The following is a 16747-nucleotide window of genomic DNA, read 5'->3' as shown; positions in this document are numbered from 1 at the left end:
GCACGAGACTGGCTCTTGTCGTTAACGCGTACACGGGGAATTAGGCCAGCGCTACGTCCTCTTCCGGTACCGGCGCATGGCCTGGAAGGTAGCGGTAGTATTCCGCATCTTTCGCCGGCGAAAGGGTATGCCCCATGATCATATCAGCCGCTTTCTCTGCCACCATAATGGTCGGTGCGTACAAGTTGCCATTGGTGATTGCAGGGAACACGGAGGCATCCACCACACGCAAGTTATTCACGCCATGGACGTTCAGCGATTCATCCACTACGGCCATCTCGTCACTCGCCAAGCCCATTTTACAGGTACAGCTTGGGTGATAAGCACTTTCCCCTTCTCGAGCCACAAAATCGAGGATTTCCTGATCCGTCTGTGCCTCGCTGCCCGGCGAAAGCTCTTTACCCCGCAGATGATCAAAGGCCGGCTGGGCAATGATATCGCGAGAGACACGGATCGCTTCGACCCACTCTTTACGCTCTTGTGGCGTAGAGAGATAGTTAAAGAAGATCTCAGGCTTCTCATCTGGGTTGGTGCTGCGAATTTTCACGTGGCCACGCACATCGGTATTCATAGGCCCCACATGCAATTGGAAACCATGTCCTTTGTTCGGTGCCGAGCCATCATAACGGATCGCCAGTGGCAAAAAGTGGAACTGCAGATTCGGATACGCCACCTCATCATTACCACGTACAAAACCACCCGCTTCAAAATGATTGGTGGCGGCGGCCCCTTTACGACGGAACAGCCAATCAAAACCAATTTTCGGTTGATTATGGAACTTAAGCGCGGGATACATGCTAACCGGCTCTTTACATTCATACTGCACGTAAAGCTCCAGGTGATCTTGCAAGTTTTCCCCCACCCCAGGCAGGTGATGAACAGGCTTGATCCCTAAATTTTTCAACATTGTTTCGTCACCTACACCAGAAAGTTGCAGCAGTTTGGGCGAGTTAATCGCGCCACCACAGCTGATGACTTCTGCGCCATAGGCGGTTTTCTTCCGTCCCCACTTGCGGTATTCCACACCAATCGCCGTTTTGCCCTCAAACAAAACCTTATCAGTGGTCGCCCCGGTGATCACCGTCAGGTTCTTACGGTTCATCACTGGGTGTAAGTACGCCCGCGCCGCACTATGACGACGACCTTGGTAGATATTTTGGTCGAAAATACCAAAGCCTTCTTGCTGATAACCATTCACGTCATCGGTCAATGGATAACCCGCTTGTTGCGTCGCGTCAAAGAACGCACTAAATAGAGGGTTATCACATTGTGCGGTTTCAATTGCCAGCGGCCCATTGTTGCCATGATAGTCATCTTGGCCTTTTAATCGCGTTTCACACTTGCGGAAATACGGCAGGCAATGGGCATAATCCCATTTTTTTAACCCGTGCTCGTTGGCCCATTTTTCATAGTCCAACGCGTTGCCGCGGATATAAATCATGCCATTGATGCTACTGCTGCCCCCAAGCACTTTACCACGCGGTTGCGCGATACGGCGGTTATGCATATTCGGCTCAGGCTCGGATTCATACAACCAGTTATAGGTGCTGTCTGTGAGCAAATAAGTTAATGCGGCAGGCATGTGGATCCGAAAGTCCAGCCGATAATCTGGTCGTCCTGCCTCGAGTAGCAATACCTTGTTATCTGGGTTAGCACTTAAACGGTTCGCCAGAACACAGCCTGCCGAGCCCGCGCCGACAATGATATAGTCGTAATTTTGTTGCTGTCCCATAAAACCTCCAAATTTTGTCCTTCCCGTGTGCAGGGCATCAGCCCGGAACAGTCGCAACACAGGTAATGGGTATGATTGTGTAGAGGTTTCCTTTTTGAAATTTTTATAATTAGCTTGATGCTTGTGCATCAATGCATTGTTGTAGCAACCGATAGTGGTGGCTAATCGTTGCTTGCGCCTTAAACGGCTCGGCAGCGATAATGTGGTTAACGGTCTGTTGCCAGTTTTCCACGGTTTGGCGACGATAATCCGCCGCCTGATAAAGGGCGTAATCGTGCGAACTAAACCCTTGCTGGATAGCATGCATCACCCATTCAAAAATCGGGTTGCCTGACATTGCAGCAATCAACAGGTTGAGTGCGCGATCCAGCTCGCCCAAGCGATCCAAATCCGGATTCTCTTCAGCGGCAAGAGCCGCAAGCTCTGTGACATATTCACCAAGCTGTTTTTTCTGCGACTCGGAACCACGACTAATAGCAAGTAACACTAGGCTTTGGTCGACCGTTTCACGAAACTCTGCGACCTTATCCGCTTGTACATGGCTTTGTTTTAGAAACAGCGCCAATGATTCACTGATGTTATGCACATCAACCTGACGGACGACCGCCCCACCTTTTTGCCCCTTACGGATTTCAATTAAGCCTTTTTGCTTGAGTGATTGAATGGCCTCGCGCACCACGCCACGCCCTGTTCCAAACTGTTGCTGAAGCTCTCGCTCACTGGGCAGTTTGTCGCCAGGTTTTAGCGCCTCGGACAGAATCGCCGATTCGATTTGCAATGCCACATCTTCACTCGCTCGGCCCATTTGCACCGGATGAAAAAGGCTACTGGTGGATGTCGTCATGGTTACCTCTCCGTATTTGGTAGTACCAAACTAGCAATTTTTGCATTATGAAGTCAAATACCGTCTTTAACCCTTTTTTTGGTACGACCATTATATACCATCGATAAGACTAATATCTGATTGATATGATTGCTAAAAATAAAAATCCCACCCTGCATGCGCTAGAGCGGGATTATTTATTGCAAGCTTCAGGCGGGTTGGCTTTGGTAAACCAGCCTAACTGAGCAGGTGATAACGTACCAATCCAAAGGGAGCCTGTTACTTCGTCTATCTATCGCTTACTCGACTTTAAAATGTCCAATAACCTTAGTTAAAGCATTCGCTCGCTCCGTCAATTGCGCGGCACTCTGTTCACTGCTTTGCGTATGCGCTGAGATATCATTCGCTAACTGTGCAACATCATTAACCCTTTGGCTGATCTCGTTTGTCACTTGCTTTTGTTGATTTGTCGCCGTGGCGATTTGAGTGTTCATGTCATTAATTTCTCGCACCATTTTGTTAATAACTTCAAGTTTTTCGTTATTTTTCACGCCACCTTGAACACTTTGAGCCACAGAACCATTGGCTTGCTCGATCCCTTTCGAAGCCGTGACCGTTCCTTTTTGCAATGTATCTACTTTGGCTTTGATGTCTTCTGTGGACCCATGCGTTCTTGTTGCGAGCGCGCGCACTTCATCCGCAACAACGGCAAACCCTCGGCCTTGCTCACCCGCTCTAGCGGCCTCTATAGCAGCATTAAGTGCCAATAAATTCGTTTGTTCGGAAATGGTCAAAATCACGTCGAGAACCGTTTCAATCGCCTGACTCTCGTGGGCTAATTGCTGCATCGCTTCAGTGCTTGCTTCCATTCGTTCTTGCAGTTGATGCATCGTATCAATCAAACTTTGGCCCACTTGACTCCCCTCTTCAGTGAGCCCTGAGATCGTGTCCGATGATGAAGAAGCCTGTTCAGCGTACTTTGCGACCTCACCAACTGATGTCGACATTTGCGTTGCAGCAGTCGCGACTTGAGCGGCTCGTTCAGCTTGCTCATCAACTTGATCGCGAATATTATTAATATCTCTATCAATGGTTGAACTGGTTTGATGAAGCGTTGTTGCCACTTGATTCGCTTGTTGAATCACCGACTTAAAACCGCTAAACATATCATTCAACCGATAACTGAGCTGAGTCAGCTCGTAAGATCCCCGCCCATCTACGCGAAAGCTTAGGTTTTTTGTTGTGGCAATGGTTTGTATTTGTTCCGTTAGGCTCACGATGGGGCGTCCAATACTGTTACCTAACCAGTAAGCAATGAGTGATACGATGAGCGCCAGGATAAGCGCAGTCACCAAGGTGATATTGATGATATCCCGCTGAAGCGCTGATATAGCAGATAACGCTTCATTTTTACTCATTTGGCTGACAATCGCCCACTGCTTTCCGAAAACATCTAACGGCCCATAAGCAGCAATCACAGCACGTCCCGCGTAGCTTTTTCCATTCATCACACCTGTTTGACCATTCAGGGCTGCATTAATGCTAGCGTCACTGATAGGCTGAACGCCCGCAGCGACACCTTGATATCGTATTTTATCTCTTATCGGTTGAGTGAGTCGTGGTAATACCTGGGAAAAATAACCTGTCGGGTTCTCGTCTAGTAACCGAGGTTCACTACGCAAAATAGCATCCGGCCCCACTAAGAATACTTCACCCGTGCGCCCTAAGCCTGATGAAGCCCATTGACGATCATTACTCAAAATATCTGTCAAACGCTGTATCGATAACCTAAAAATTAGCACGCCAATTGGCTCACTGTTTTTATAGACAGGCGCACTCACAAACGCTGTGGGCCGATCAAAGGCGGGTTCATACGCTGAAAAATCGACAAAACTGATGGTGCCAGCAGGCGACTGCTTTGCCATGTCGTAGGCACGGGCCAAGCCACCTGCAACGCCGTTATCGTCGAGATGCGTGGCAAAGTCTATATCTTTATTGACGGTGTAGACAATATCGCCAGCGTTATTAATTAATACTATATCTTCATAACGAAAAGTCGTTTTATAGTCACGAAAGCTTGGGTGGAATACGGCATGGATCTCACTATAGATGGACCCATCAGGCGCTTTATCGAAAGCTTGTTTCTTATCAATGGGGTATTGGTTGTTGACGAGATATCGGAGTTGCAATTGCTTGGCAACAGGGCGCAATCGAGAATATACACGCTTGGACAAGTCCGTTCCATTAACCTCACGATAACGCTGTTTAAAGGCGTTATCATAGTAGGACGCAAGCCCTTTCTCACCATCAGCCGATAGCGCCTCATTGGATATTTGTTGATAGCCCATATCAAATTGTGCAAGCGCATCACTGGTCATCGTGGAGGTGGATAATGTTTTGATTTGATCTTGAATCGATGAGAAGTAACGAGATACCTCAGATTGCTTAGCTGCCTTTAACGACAATAGTTGCGCATTGACTTTTTCGTCTAACGCTTGGGTCGATAAATCAATGGCGCGGTAAGATAAGATAGCGGCGATGGTTAATACGCAAGCCACTGCGGCGACTACAATCGCAATCGTGATTTTATTCCGAATTTTCATCATAATGAATGAGCTCTCTAATCAATCCCTGATGGAGATAAAATTCTATCGCTAAGCATCGTTTGTAGATGTTGACGAATCATACATAGACGCTGCCTCGTGCTATCTTCTGGCTGCGAACAAATCATTGCAATATCGCAAAAGGGAAGCTGAAATAAATAAGCGAGGGCTATAACCTCTCGATCATGGGCGCATAGCCGTGAGATAGACTGGCGTAATGTCTCGTTCCCTTCAGGTGGATGGGCGTTTTGGCAATACTGCAGCAGTGAACGGCGCAACGCTATGATAAGACTCACTGTGTCACGACCATCTTTTTGAGAACAGAGTTTAATAAGGTGTTTTTCAACATCCTCACACGAGTAGCCAAGCCATCGACCATAACGATAGAGTGCGGAAATAGTATGTGTTGTTAGCATAGGCGACCGAATCTGGTTAACACTGACCACAATTGTAGACACTGTTAATGATTAAGTCACATTAAGGTTCTGGATAATAGAGAGAAAAGGGGGTAATCCCCCCTTAGTACTAGTCTCTGTTAATAGCAATAAAGCGTGTCGCTTCCACTTGGGTGTTTTTGGCATTTACCGTGTAAGTGATCGAGCTACTCGCATTATTGGCGGTTGGAATGAATACGCGCCCGCTCTCTGATGTTAAAAGTGATTCATTTAACGATGAACTTTTCACGGCAGCACCGCTTACTGGCTCACCATTGTAATCAACTTCAACCCAAGCACCTTGCTGTGCTGGTGTCACATCAACATTCAAACTTGCCAGTGCAGGTGTGGCGGTGATCGTCAGGACTGCGGCTAGTGTCATTGCTTTCATCATATTGTCTCCCTAGAGATTGTTTCGTTTCAGCGCGAATCGACTCAATCTCATTCACGCTTGATTGTTACATTAGGTCAACAGTGTGATGTAAGCCACATAATATATCGAAAGTCATGGTCGAATTATTCGATGAAAGTTTTTCTGCTTTATCCGGTCGACTCATGGGGTTATATATGTTGCCGCGAAACTGTATAACCCATATCGCCAGATAAGCGCTACCGTAAAACGACTTTTGCTCGCCTGATTTATTGAATCTGCGATGATTTTCCTACCACTGGCATGACCAATAAGACAATCGTGGCCGTTGGGCGTAAGCGGCCCTTTTTTCCCGCATTCAGATAACCAGGATGAAAAAGGCTATGAGTAGATGACGTCATGGTAAACTCTTCGCATTTGGTAGCACCAAACTGGCAAAACAATACGATAATAGTCAAATTTAGGGCTTTTATTCAATTTTGGTAGGGCCATGATCCCCTTACTGCTGCAGCAAGGGGAAGATAAAACAGCTATCGGAACGAGCGTCCTTTAAGCGGTAAATGAGTGTGGTTTTTTGGTAAGTCTCGACTTGGTGTGTCTATCTGCGTTTTAACGTCACTCAACGGCTTTAACGCATTCGGCGACATCAAATCGTTACACAACGCATCAATACGCGCTTCGCTGACATCCCACATCGTGAATAGATGCACGTATTGCCTCCGAAAATTATTGTCATTAGGGTCTGTGATCGTCTCTTTCGCCAACGAATATTTAGCGATAATTTCGTCACTCGGTTGCGAGAAGATTAGTGATAACGATAATGGCGTGTGCTGCAACCACAGCCCATCAGGCGGGCACTCCTCCTCGGGGCGACCTAGAGACTTTTCACGCCAATAGGCTGCTACCTCCTCTAGCTTCTCAACGGCATAATATGCGAGTTCGATGGCATAAAGCGCTTTTTCTCGTTGTTGTTGATAGCTATTGGTGGCGAAGAAGTGCCATAAAATCAATGGTGATAAACCGCTTCGTGACCCCGCGAAGGTAGTATCTGGCGAACCAATATACTCAGGATCGTCTGGCGGTGAGACCATGTATTTTTGTTTGGTCATGTACACGCCTGTTGGCCAAGGACTTCCCGGCCATTTATGACCACTCGCAACCATTGAATGTACCATTGGCAAACTGAAATCAAATGCTGGCATCGCCGCAATGTCTTCCTTTGGAATGTTCTTGCCTAGATTGTTCGGAAGCGGCATATCGTGTGGTGACGCCATTTGAATAAATGGCGCATAATTCGCGCCCAGCGCACCATCTATATGAATCCAATAGCCACTGCGCATTTCCTCATGGGTTTTCCCCGTGTCCGTTTTCACCGTGACTTTTCGCTCGTATAGCCCGGCCTCTTTGAGCACTTGCTCAAGTTCTGCCAAAGCCTTGGGAACATCATCGTATGCCCCTTTAAATGTGGTGCCAAAATTCAGCACAACCAAAATCGGGTGCCCCTTTTGGGCAAAAAAGCGCACAAGTGTAATGAGACTATCAATATCAACAGCCCCAGACCCGACTGGAAGCGCTTCCGTTGGCCCTTGAGAAGGCACAGCATCAGGCCAAGGTTCTCCTTGGTTAAGTGGGTTTTGCTCGGGGTATAACCGGCGACCTAAAGTGGCGAACGTATCAATCTTCTCTACTTCCATCGCTTTTACGATGGAGTAATGCGTATCTTCTGAGAAGAATGCAACGGGATGATACTTAGCCTCGCCGGTGTCCGGATACACAGAAAAGTACTCACTTTGCTCATCAATACGCGAATTTTTCTGGGCACACTGTGCTTGCTCTGCCAGTTGATCACGTAACAGCATTCGCCCTGACAGATAGTCACGTGCATTTAGCATCGCATACAAGTTCCCTTCGGTACTGCCCATCGTCAGCACATATCCCCAGTAACTTTCATTCTGCTGCGCAGGTGTTACATGCTCATTATGTGGTTGATAACCCAGTGATGGCCATTGCGCTCGCCACAAACAGGCATAATAATCTAACACCATACGCTCGATATTTTTTGAGTTGAGCGTGAAGTCACTATCGACAAACGGATCCCCTACATTGTTGAGGCTCATCGTTAAAAACGGTGCGATACGTGATGGGTAATCGACTTGGCGCCAATTACCTTGTTCTAAGTCTGACTGCACCGGGGCATAGTCACGGAGGCTTGGTTCTGCCTGCGTAAACCTCGATTCGACTTGATACCCTAAAAATCGATCTGCTTGTTGCGCGCTATAGACAAAAAATGTCTTCATCGCTTGATATTGCTCTGCATCCGATAAGCCATGTGGAGGGATCTCAAAGTCTTGACTGCAAAGCGACGTTTGCTGCAGGACAAAGGACTGGTTTCGCTGCTGGTAGACAACCAGAGGGTCATGAGTGGGGGCCGACACATAGTCTTTGGCAAAGTCAGGCACCTGTTCATACCAAGGGCGCTGCGAAGGCCCGTAGTGGATATTTGTCTTTTTCATTAGACACTCCATATGAAGAGAAAGTGATGTTTGGCCAGCGCAGGCTGACCCTGGGGACAACTAACCAACTTTCTGACTATAGACCGTATTACTTACTGCACTGGCATACAGAGTGTCTTATTTTTTGAACACGAATCACATTAGTGACTCAAATATCATTAACTACCAGAATAAACCATTCGCCACTCACGCTCTCCGGTATGTGGATCCGTTTGCTCTCTATCAACCACAAAACCGTGACGTAGATAAAAAGCGTAACTGGCGGTATTTTTCTGATAAACTGTGAGGTCGATAGTGGGCTTTTGCAGTTTGGCATGGTCGAGCAATTGGCTGCCCACACCAGTCCCCTGATAGGCAGGATCGACAAAAATCGCCGCCAGCGTATTGCCATGCAATGCATAAAAGCCAAGGATGACCTCTTGATAAGTGCCTACCCACACGTCAGCCATCGGTAAGTAAGAAGCACGCATGGCATCACGTTGCTGATGCCAGAACGCCTCATCAATGAAATCATGCGCCTGCAGTGAGGCATTTAACCAGATATCTAGCACCGGCTCCGTATCGTCCGGCCGCATACGACGAATGGTTAATCGATTGGACGCCGTCGTTGCCATACTGTTCCCTTTTTATTGCTCGGAGAGTAATGCAGGCTGAACCACTAAGTTTCGCACACCGTGGGCATGATGCTCCTCAAATACGTTCGCCTGACACCAGCGTTGAATACTTGCGATGTTGACGTTTTTGACCTTGGGGCGGACCCGCCACGTTACTTGATACGGCGATACTTAAAACTTGCGAGTCTAGTCCTGTTACTCGCAAGTATATTGATCTCAACCGTAGCCGTTGACAAACCACCCAACGCGAACCATTTTTTGGAATCCTAATCACGATTTTATCGCTATAAATCAGTGATTTGCTTATCGTAATGGGAATTTAACCCGCTCAACGTTCGACTTAGTCAGCGAGCTTTTTGGTCATAAAGTGCAGTGCATGATCGACAGGATAGTCCGACAATGTCATCTGGCATTGATAGCCATGCTTTTCATAGAAAGGTTTGGCTTGAAAGCTTAAGGTATCAACGAACGCCATTTTACAACCCATCTCCTTGGCGTACTCTTCCAAGTTACTCAATAAGTGGCTCCCCACGTGGCGATGGCGGAAGGCATCATCGACCCAAAGGTATTTAATCAATAGCCATTGCCCCCAAGTGTTGGCCACCACGCCACCGATACGTTCATCATTATCGTTATAGGCATAGCCGGCAAGAGAGCCTTCAGGAAGGCCAGCTAAAAACGGGGCATTGCTTTGCTGCAGCTGTTGGCGAATGGCGGTAATATCATCGTCACTCGGGCTCGCGTCCATGCGGTATTTCATCGGCTTAGCTATCCAGGCTGTTCAACACAGCAACGAGTATGCCTTGGGTGACATGGACTGTCTGTGCCCATGCGCACCCTATTAACGATTACTCGTGATGGATCGGCTTTGCCGCCACAGAGCACTGCGTGGTGACAGTGAGTTTGGGCCAATGTGTCAGCCATTGCTTGTCATCAAGGCGCTGCTGAAAAACGTGCCATGGGCGGACAGGATTATGGCTAAGCTTGAGTTCAAACAAAGATTGAACCCCAAAGGCGGCGATGACTTCGCAGCGTTGGTTCATATCAAGGCGCACCGCAATCGCGGTTTCTTTCTCCGGCCAAAAGCGCATTGCATCTAGCGTACTCGCGTAAGGGGGATCTTGGTGCTTCTCGTGCATTCGCGCCTGGTTACGTACCTGCCAAGTCATTTCTGGCATGGTTTTTTGCAGTAGCTGCTCTAAATATTGTTCGCGTTCTGCACTGGTATCTTCAGGATCGTAGAAGACAACATCAATATCATTGAGTGCACTCGGGGCATATTTGTGCAACGCATCCCAAACCAGATTCCGGATAAATCCGGCAGCAATATAGCACTGAGGTAGGTTTAAAGCTTGAACACAGCGAAGCGCACGCATTCTTGCCGGATCAGCCTCAATCAAATCAATTAAGGCACGCCGATAGGTTTTCTGACATAAAAAGAACTGGTGCTGATGACGTTTACGGATCCGACGACGCTTCATGGGTTAATCACCGTGGCGGACGTGTTCATAAATTGAGCGTGATACATGGTAGTTGTACTGCCTGGCAATTTTTTGGGCCAAAAAAAGCTGTGGTAATTCAAATAGCACTAAACCAACCAAAATCAGAGCGAAATACGGCTGACTCATCACTAAGCCGATAACGGCGATCACCAATAACGTACATTCTACGATAAACAACCGGTACTTTCGCAAGTAAAGATGATGGAACCCCCCTAAGAAAGCCCAATTGAGTGCCGCATAAGTGTCTGGATCTTTCAGCTGTCTTGATTGCTCGGCAAAATAGCGTTTTTTCTGGCTTTGGGTCAAGCCGTTCACCTGCTTTCTCAGTGCTTCTTCTTGCGCCTCCAGCGCTTCAATCGGTTGGGTAAAACGCATTAAGGCACCTCATCGTGAATTTTTTCAATCGCATTGGGGTTATTACAGCGGCGAATGCGCGCCAATCCGAGTTGCCAGCCTCGGAGTGCGCCGTATCTTTCGATCGCTTGGCGCGTATACTCCGAGCAGCTCGGCTCGAAATTACACTCAATATTGAACCGTTTCTTTGATCCACCTTTAGCTTGGTAACGATGGATCAACGTAAGCGACAGATACTTGAGCATTAGCGACCTAGGGTGACAATCACGGCCTCACGCTGCCAAAACAGCATGTAACGTTTCTTTTCGATCACTTGAAAAACAACCTGCCAGCCATCTTGCGCGTATTGATTGAGTTCGGCTTCGAGGCGTTGCAACGGCAAGCCACTTGAGCCCAGCAATAAGGTGCCGCAACCACCTTCAACAATATGAACGACTTTGTACTCGGTAAACTGACTCATTTTTTCTCCTGACAGTTAAATGGATAAAAGGGAATGTCCGGCTGGCTATTAAACGACTCACTCTTCCATTAAAGGGTTGAGTTTGGCGGTGAGCACATGATCTTGCCAACGGCCATTAATTTTGAGGTAACGGCGTGCATAGCCTTCGCGTTCAAACCCCAGCTTGGTAAGTAGCCGCTCACTGCGCGTATTGTCGGGCAGATAGTTGGCCATCACGCGATGCAACCCAACCTGCTCAAAGACGAAACGGATACCTGCTTGGATGGCTTCGTGCATGTAGCCTTGCCCTTGATAATGCTTGTCAGCGGCATAACCTAACAGGCACGCTTGAAAGGCGCCGTGAATGACATTGGTGAAATTGCACACCCCTATCACATCGTCCCGTTCATGATGCAAAATCACAAACTTGAAGGCCTGCTGCTGTTGAAACAAATCGTTCGCTTCTTGCAGCGCGCGATGCCAATAGTCTTCGCGATAAAATGCGGCAGGACGTATGGGTTCCCATGGGGACAGGTGAGCACGATTTCGCTGATAAAACTGCGCTACCATGTCGGCTTTATCTGGAGGAAGCAAAACTAATCTCGTCCTTGGCGTGCTTAGCACTTGGGCCTCCTTGCATCGATTCGCGTGACGGACAGTACCAAAATCTATAAAAATGCCGCCTTGGAGGCGGCATCAGAGATTACCAGATATTCACCCGCTGATCTTCGGGTAAATACATACCGTCACCTTCTTTAATATCAAAGGCTTCATAGAACGCAGGGACATTGCGGGGCGCACCAAGCACGCGATATTGTGGTGGCGCATGCGGCCCCAGCGATACGCGCTCACGCAGGGCATCTTCACGCATCTTCATTTTCCAAATCTGTCCCCAACTGAGGAAGAATCGTTGCTCGCCGGTATAACCGTCCATCACTAGAGACGATTCACCATGCAACGACTTTTGGTAGGCGCGGAAGGCGGTGGTCAAGCCGACTAAATCACCAATGTTTTCCCCCAAGGACACCTTGCCGTCAATGAACAAGCCCGGCAATGGCTCAAACTGGCTAAATTGCTCGGCCAGCTTTTGGGTGCGTGCATCAAAGCGCGCGCGATCCTCATCCGTCCACCAATTGGATAGGTTGCCATCGCCATCATAACGCGAGCCCTGATCATCAAAACCGTGCCCCATTTCATGACCAATCACCGCGCCGATACCGCCATAGTTCACTGCATCGTCCGCATTCATATCAAAAAACGGCGGTTGTAAGATCCCGGCAGGAAACACAATCTCGTTAGCAGTTGGGCTGTAATAGGCGTTAACCGTTTGTGGCGTCATGCCCCACTCTTTGCGATCAACTGGCGCACCAATCCGCGACAGCATATCTTGATAGCCCCAGCGAGCGGCACGTTTGCTGTTGCCAATCAAGTCATCGGCGTTGATGGTCAGCGCACTGTAATCTTCCCATTGCTCTGGATAGCCGATTTTGGGCGTGAATTTACTCAACTTATCCAATGCTTTCGCTTTGGTTTCATCGCTCATCCACGCTAATGATTCAATCGAGTCTCTAAACGCGGCACGCAGGTTATCAATCATGGTTTCCATACGTGCTTTGGCTTGCGGTGGGAAGTAGCGGGCGACATATTCTTGGCCAAGCGCTTCACCCAGCACCCCTTCGGTGGCTTGCACGCCCCGTTTCCAGCGGTCACGCTGCTCAGGAATGCCGTTGAGGGTTTTGGAATAGAACGCAAATTGACGTTCAACCAACTCATGGTTAAGGCGCGGCGCAAAGGCATTGAGCGTGCGAATGGTGAGATAATCTTGCCACGCTTGCAGGCTGGTTTGCTCAAACACCTGCCCTAATGCCTCAAAATAAGACGGCATGCGCACCACTACTTCATCGGCTTTGTCGATACCCGCGCGCTTGGCAAAGCGAGCATAATCAAACCCGCCCATGGCTTGATTAAGCGATCCAAGACTCATTTTGTTATAGGTTGCTTGGGCATCACGGCGTTTAGCGCGTGTCCAATGATGCTCTGCCAGTGTTTTTTCCAGCTGATAAATCCGATCTGCGCGTTGTTTGGCCTGATCATAGCCCGCTAAGCGCAGCATATCTTCGAGATAACTTTTATACGCGGTGCGGATACGCTCAGCGTCCTCGGTGTCTCGGAAATAATAGTCTCTATCCGGCAGGCCCAACCCACTTTGGCTCAGATATAGAGCGTTATAGTCAGGGTTTTTCGCATCGGCCCATGCATAAAAACTAAACGGGATCCCAACGCCAACTCGTCGCAAGTCGGCCATCGCGTAAATCAACGCAGGCTTCGAGGCAATCACCGCAATACGATCAAGCTCAGGTTTGATTGGCGTGACCCCCAAGGCATCAATTTTGTCTTTGTCCATATAGCTAAGATAAAAATCACGCAGCTTTTGCTCATTGGAGCCAGGCTTGAGATCATCACGCGCCACCAGCTCATCAATGATGCCTTTCAGACGCTTTTCATTCTCTTCAGCTAAAATACGGAACGCACCATAGCTGGACATATCACTGGGGATTTGGGTTTGGTCGTACCAAGTGCCGTTCACGTGACGGAACAAGTCATCTTGTGGACGAACCGATCGATCAAAATCTTGCAGATGCAGACCTGATTCGCGCTGCACCTGAACCTGTGCGGCCTCAGCCGCCTGCACCGTAGTTGATGAAACGCTAAGCCCCATGCCGAGTACAACACTCAGTGCGACACGCGTCAGTAACAGACGTTTTTTCGGTGTTTTTATCATTTTGCTTTCCTATATGACTCAGTCACTTTCCCTGTTCACTACCGTGATGATGCCCTCACGTCTAAATCGCGATAGAGCACCAAGCAGTGGTAATCTCGTCCTTCATCTTGCTCGGGTTCAAAATGGGAAATACGACAGAACCCTTGCTGATACCAGAATCGAAACGCGCGAATGTTTTCGGCGTAAACATTCACACCCATGCGTCGATAATCCCCATAAGCTTGCACGGTGTCAATCACGCTCGCAACCGCTTCGCTGCCATAGCCATGCTTTTGATATCGTGGAGAAATAGTGAGCATGGGCAGCCAAACACTCTGTGCATCGGGCGCATTGAGCGAGATTTGTAGATAGCCAATATCTTTATCGTCATGGGTCTGAATGCGACGAAGGTAAAAGGCTTCTTCTACGTCGGGCGCCTTTTTCTCCGCACTGTCGGCAATTAATGATTGGTAGGTGGATAACGACCAAGGTTTAAACGTGGGATCTTGATATTGCAGATGCTGATTTTGCTCAAACAGCGCTTTAACGCGCTTTGCATCACTGTATTCAAACACACTAAAACACAAACGCTTGGAGCGCCATGTGGCTGGGAACATGTTCAATTCCTATTCTATCAGCGCATACATTGATTATTATCGCGCTACGTACCTTATCCAGACTGCATATTACTCGTTTCGCTGCCAGTGGTAATCCATTTGCTTGGCAACGCGCAAGGCTAAATCTTCGCTGTGCAGATCAGCCACCAGCTGCAAACTCACATCAATACCCGCAGAAATGCCCGCGGAGGTAAGATATTTTCCATCCCTCACCCAGCGCTTACCTGATACCACGCTTAATGGCGGATAAGCACGGCTGAGGTCGTCCATATCTTCCCAATGCGTGATCACTTTTCGACCATCGAATAGTCCGGCCTCTGCGAGTATGAACGCCCCCGTACAGACAGAGGCCGTACATTGAGTGATCGCATCTTGTTGCTTCACCCAATCGATCACCGACGGGTTGGTGACTTGCTCATGGTGAACGCCGCCGACAACCAGCAGCACATCCAGTGTGGGATGGTTGGCGAGATGATAATCCGGCACGACACGCAAACCGCCGCGCGCGAGCAAAGGTGAGTCTTGTTCAGCAATCAGTCCAACCTGCCAACTTTCCGCGCTCAAACGTTTTGCGGTGCTAAATACTTCAAAAGGTCCGGCAAAATCGAGCACCTCTGCGTGCTCATACACATAAATACCAATATTCATCGTTTGTTCTTACATCCATGTAAGTTTAAGATTCTACTAAGCGCTCTGTTTTAAATACTTCTTCACCTTTTTTAAGGCCATTTGTCGTTTTAATGGCGAGAGATAATCGATAAAAAGGTTTCCAGATAAGTGGTCGATTTCGTGCTGCATAACAATGGCAAGAAAATCATCGCGCTCTATCGTGATCGATTGACCATTGCGATCAAGGGCCGACACCACAACAGACGAGTATCGCTCGACATCTGCATAATAGCCGGGCACGGATAAACAACCCTCCTGACCAATGGCTTTGTCAACGCCAGATACAACCACCGGATTAATGAGCACTAAAGGGTCATCCCGGCGTTCAGAAATATCGATGACGACAATCGCCTCTTTACGACCCACTTGCGTGGCAGCCAATCCAATACCGTTGTCAGTGGCATACAACGTCTCAAGCATATCATCAATCAACGTCTGTACGGCGGTAATATCCGTGACTGGCTCTGCTTTTATGGCCAGCCTTGGATCTGGCGCGGTAATGATTTCTAACATACGGGCTATCTATTTCCCAAGTTAAGGGTGATGGGGAATAAACTTATCAAAGCGGCTCTCCATATTAACCTACCTTTAACCGCATGGATGATGAGTCAGCGTGAGTCACAAAGCCATCAATCTTATGACGACGTCGCTGCGAGACGTGTTTTCTTGCGCATCGACAATAAAAACATACCGATGCTGGCACACATAGCCATAGCGATAACAAGCGACCAAGTCACTGAATAACCGAACGTGTCGATGACATAGCCAATCAATACAAAGCTTGGCATCAGCAATAAGCTACGCAACGTGATCAATACCCCTTGAATACGACCGCGATGACTCGCCGGTGAGTTGTTGGCAAGATATACGCCTTCTTTGGTGAGGACCAACACCTCGCCAGCGGAAAGAAAAAACCACGCTAAAAAGTGAACGGGAATCGTAGGTACCAACATCACAAGACCATACCCCAGCACAAATAAGAGTCCTGCATAGGCCAACGCCATCGTCTCAGTATGTCCAGATGTCGCGCGGAGCAATAGCGGCGTGATGATCACCACCAACACGCACGCATACGTCATCAATTGACCAAAACGCACGGGCCCTTCTTGGCCAAATAAATGACTCAAATAAAGCGGGCTAGCACGGAAAACGCATGAACATCCGCGTCACGAAAGGCTTCCTAGCACGGTCGCGAGGTACTCTTGGTCCATCGCGCACATCATTCGCTTGCGTTGAATCCCGGCTTTGAAACTCTTCTCTTGCTTTAATAAATTCAAAACCATTTGCCTTATTCGTGCAAAAACTTCCGCTCGGTC

At 48.3% G+C, this 16747-nt stretch carries 18 protein-coding genes and 2 pseudogenes; all 20 read right to left on the bottom strand.

Annotated features, from left to right (window positions below):
- Positions 1-40 precede the first annotated feature (40 nt).
- Positions 41-1732 carry a choline dehydrogenase gene (gene betA / locus BGL48_RS11010; protein ID WP_069362681.1) on the bottom strand — a complete coding sequence of 564 codons (1692 nt, stop codon included), beginning with the start codon at positions 1730-1732 and terminating at the stop codon, positions 41-43.
- Between the two features lie 109 nt (positions 1733-1841).
- Positions 1842-2576 (bottom strand): FadR/GntR family transcriptional regulator, encoded by a 735-nt coding sequence (locus BGL48_RS11005; protein WP_069362680.1) that lies wholly within the window; start codon positions 2574-2576, stop codon positions 1842-1844.
- A 278-nt stretch (positions 2577-2854) separates the two neighbouring features.
- Positions 2855-5161, bottom strand: a complete 2307-nt coding sequence (locus BGL48_RS11000; protein ID WP_083238562.1) for a methyl-accepting chemotaxis protein — start codon at positions 5159-5161, stop codon at positions 2855-2857.
- 522 nt (positions 5162-5683) lie between these two features.
- Entirely contained in the window at positions 5684-5986 is a 303-nt protein-coding gene (locus BGL48_RS10995; RefSeq protein WP_069362679.1) for a hypothetical protein, read from the bottom strand.
- A 245-nt stretch (positions 5987-6231) separates the two neighbouring features.
- Positions 6232-6363, bottom strand: coding sequence for a hypothetical protein (locus BGL48_RS16510; protein ID WP_255377398.1), 132 nt, complete (start codon positions 6361-6363; stop codon positions 6232-6234).
- A 129-nt stretch (positions 6364-6492) separates the two neighbouring features.
- Positions 6493-8475, bottom strand: a complete 1983-nt coding sequence (locus tag BGL48_RS10990) for a hypothetical protein (protein ID WP_069362678.1) — start codon at positions 8473-8475, stop codon at positions 6493-6495.
- Between the two features lie 158 nt (positions 8476-8633).
- Complete coding sequence (locus tag BGL48_RS10985; protein WP_069362677.1) at positions 8634-9089, bottom strand: GNAT family N-acetyltransferase; 456 nt, start codon at positions 9087-9089, stop codon at positions 8634-8636.
- A 12-nt stretch (positions 9090-9101) separates the two neighbouring features.
- Positions 9102-9257 (bottom strand): annotated as a pseudogene (locus BGL48_RS16685) (delta-class carbonic anhydrase); the annotation flags it as partial.
- A gap of 172 nt (positions 9258-9429) precedes the next feature.
- Positions 9430-9849 carry a GNAT family N-acetyltransferase gene (locus BGL48_RS10980; RefSeq protein WP_069362676.1) on the bottom strand — a complete coding sequence of 140 codons (420 nt, stop codon included), beginning with the start codon at positions 9847-9849 and terminating at the stop codon, positions 9430-9432.
- An 88-nt stretch (positions 9850-9937) separates the two neighbouring features.
- Positions 9938-10465 (bottom strand): nucleotidyltransferase family protein, encoded by a 528-nt coding sequence (locus tag BGL48_RS10975; RefSeq protein ID WP_069362740.1) that lies wholly within the window; start codon positions 10463-10465, stop codon positions 9938-9940.
- A gap of 108 nt (positions 10466-10573) precedes the next feature.
- On the bottom strand, positions 10574-10966 hold the full coding sequence (locus BGL48_RS10970; RefSeq protein WP_069362675.1) for a hypothetical protein: 393 nt from the start codon (positions 10964-10966) through the stop codon (positions 10574-10576).
- Complete coding sequence (gene yidD / locus BGL48_RS10965; RefSeq protein ID WP_021022755.1) at positions 10966-11190, bottom strand: membrane protein insertion efficiency factor YidD; 225 nt, start codon at positions 11188-11190, stop codon at positions 10966-10968. Before yidD ends, BGL48_RS10970 begins: the two co-directional genes overlap by 1 nt.
- A complete protein-coding gene (locus BGL48_RS10960) occupies positions 11190-11405 on the bottom strand; it encodes a DUF4177 domain-containing protein (RefSeq protein ID WP_069362674.1) in 216 nt (71 codons plus the stop codon). Before BGL48_RS10960 ends, yidD begins: the two co-directional genes overlap by 1 nt.
- Positions 11406-11462: 57 nt before the next feature.
- Entirely contained in the window at positions 11463-12008 is a 546-nt protein-coding gene (gene rimJ / locus BGL48_RS10955; protein ID WP_069362673.1) for a ribosomal protein S5-alanine N-acetyltransferase, read from the bottom strand.
- 79 nt (positions 12009-12087) lie between these two features.
- Complete coding sequence (locus tag BGL48_RS10950; RefSeq protein WP_069362672.1) at positions 12088-14166, bottom strand: M13 family metallopeptidase; 2079 nt, start codon at positions 14164-14166, stop codon at positions 12088-12090.
- 38 nt (positions 14167-14204) lie between these two features.
- Positions 14205-14762, bottom strand: a complete 558-nt coding sequence (locus tag BGL48_RS10945; RefSeq protein ID WP_069362671.1) for a GNAT family N-acetyltransferase — start codon at positions 14760-14762, stop codon at positions 14205-14207.
- A 69-nt stretch (positions 14763-14831) separates the two neighbouring features.
- On the bottom strand, positions 14832-15410 hold the full coding sequence (locus BGL48_RS10940; RefSeq protein WP_069362670.1) for a DJ-1/PfpI family protein: 579 nt from the start codon (positions 15408-15410) through the stop codon (positions 14832-14834).
- 36 nt (positions 15411-15446) lie between these two features.
- Complete coding sequence (def, locus tag BGL48_RS10935; RefSeq protein ID WP_069362669.1) at positions 15447-15944, bottom strand: peptide deformylase; 498 nt, start codon at positions 15942-15944, stop codon at positions 15447-15449.
- Positions 15945-16066: 122 nt separating this feature from the next.
- Positions 16067-16528 (bottom strand): hypothetical protein, encoded by a 462-nt coding sequence (locus tag BGL48_RS10930; protein ID WP_069362668.1) that lies wholly within the window; start codon positions 16526-16528, stop codon positions 16067-16069.
- A gap of 69 nt (positions 16529-16597) precedes the next feature.
- A pseudogene (locus BGL48_RS16395) lies at positions 16598-16747 on the bottom strand (ISAs1 family transposase); the annotation flags it as partial.

Origin of the sequence: Salinivibrio sp. SS3 (assembly GCF_001722105.1) — a bacterium.
Taxonomy (GTDB): domain Bacteria; phylum Pseudomonadota; class Gammaproteobacteria; order Enterobacterales; family Vibrionaceae; genus Salinivibrio; species Salinivibrio kushneri.
This window is presented reverse-complemented; position numbering and strand designations above follow the sequence as displayed.

What these genes read in the sequence shown, in the direction of transcription:
- BGL48_RS10960 (WP_069362674.1), bottom strand. Translation starts at nt 11,405, where the DNA reads ATGAGTCAGTTTACCGAGTACAAAGTCGTTCATATTGTTGAAGGTGGT.
- BGL48_RS10985 (WP_069362677.1), bottom strand. Translation starts at nt 9,089, where the DNA reads ATGGCAACGACGGCGTCCAATCGATTAACCATTCGTCGTATGCGGCCG.
- BGL48_RS11005 (WP_069362680.1), bottom strand. Translation starts at nt 2,576, where the DNA reads ATGACGACATCCACCAGTAGCCTTTTTCATCCGGTGCAAATGGGCCGA.
- def (WP_069362669.1), bottom strand. Translation starts at nt 15,944, where the DNA reads ATGTTAGAAATCATTACCGCGCCAGATCCAAGGCTGGCCATAAAAGCA.
- BGL48_RS10950 (WP_069362672.1), bottom strand. Translation starts at nt 14,166, where the DNA reads ATGATAAAAACACCGAAAAAACGTCTGTTACTGACGCGTGTCGCACTG.
- BGL48_RS10995 (WP_069362679.1), bottom strand. Translation starts at nt 5,986, where the DNA reads ATGATGAAAGCAATGACACTAGCCGCAGTCCTGACGATCACCGCCACA.
- yidD (WP_021022755.1), bottom strand. Translation starts at nt 11,190, where the DNA reads ATGCTCAAGTATCTGTCGCTTACGTTGATCCATCGTTACCAAGCTAAA.
- BGL48_RS11000 (WP_083238562.1), bottom strand. Translation starts at nt 5,161, where the DNA reads ATGATGAAAATTCGGAATAAAATCACGATTGCGATTGTAGTCGCCGCA.
- BGL48_RS10970 (WP_069362675.1), bottom strand. Translation starts at nt 10,966, where the DNA reads ATGCGTTTTACCCAACCGATTGAAGCGCTGGAGGCGCAAGAAGAAGCA.
- betA (WP_069362681.1), bottom strand. Translation starts at nt 1,732, where the DNA reads ATGGGACAGCAACAAAATTACGACTATATCATTGTCGGCGCGGGCTCG.
- BGL48_RS10990 (WP_069362678.1), bottom strand. Translation starts at nt 8,475, where the DNA reads ATGAAAAAGACAAATATCCACTACGGGCCTTCGCAGCGCCCTTGGTAT.
- BGL48_RS10980 (WP_069362676.1), bottom strand. Translation starts at nt 9,849, where the DNA reads ATGAAATACCGCATGGACGCGAGCCCGAGTGACGATGATATTACCGCC.
- BGL48_RS10945 (WP_069362671.1), bottom strand. Translation starts at nt 14,762, where the DNA reads ATGTTCCCAGCCACATGGCGCTCCAAGCGTTTGTGTTTTAGTGTGTTT.
- BGL48_RS16510 (WP_255377398.1), bottom strand. Translation starts at nt 6,363, where the DNA reads ATGACGTCATCTACTCATAGCCTTTTTCATCCTGGTTATCTGAATGCG.
- BGL48_RS10975 (WP_069362740.1), bottom strand. Translation starts at nt 10,465, where the DNA reads ATGCGTGCGCTTCGCTGTGTTCAAGCTTTAAACCTACCTCAGTGCTAT.
- BGL48_RS10940 (WP_069362670.1), bottom strand. Translation starts at nt 15,410, where the DNA reads ATGAATATTGGTATTTATGTGTATGAGCACGCAGAGGTGCTCGATTTT.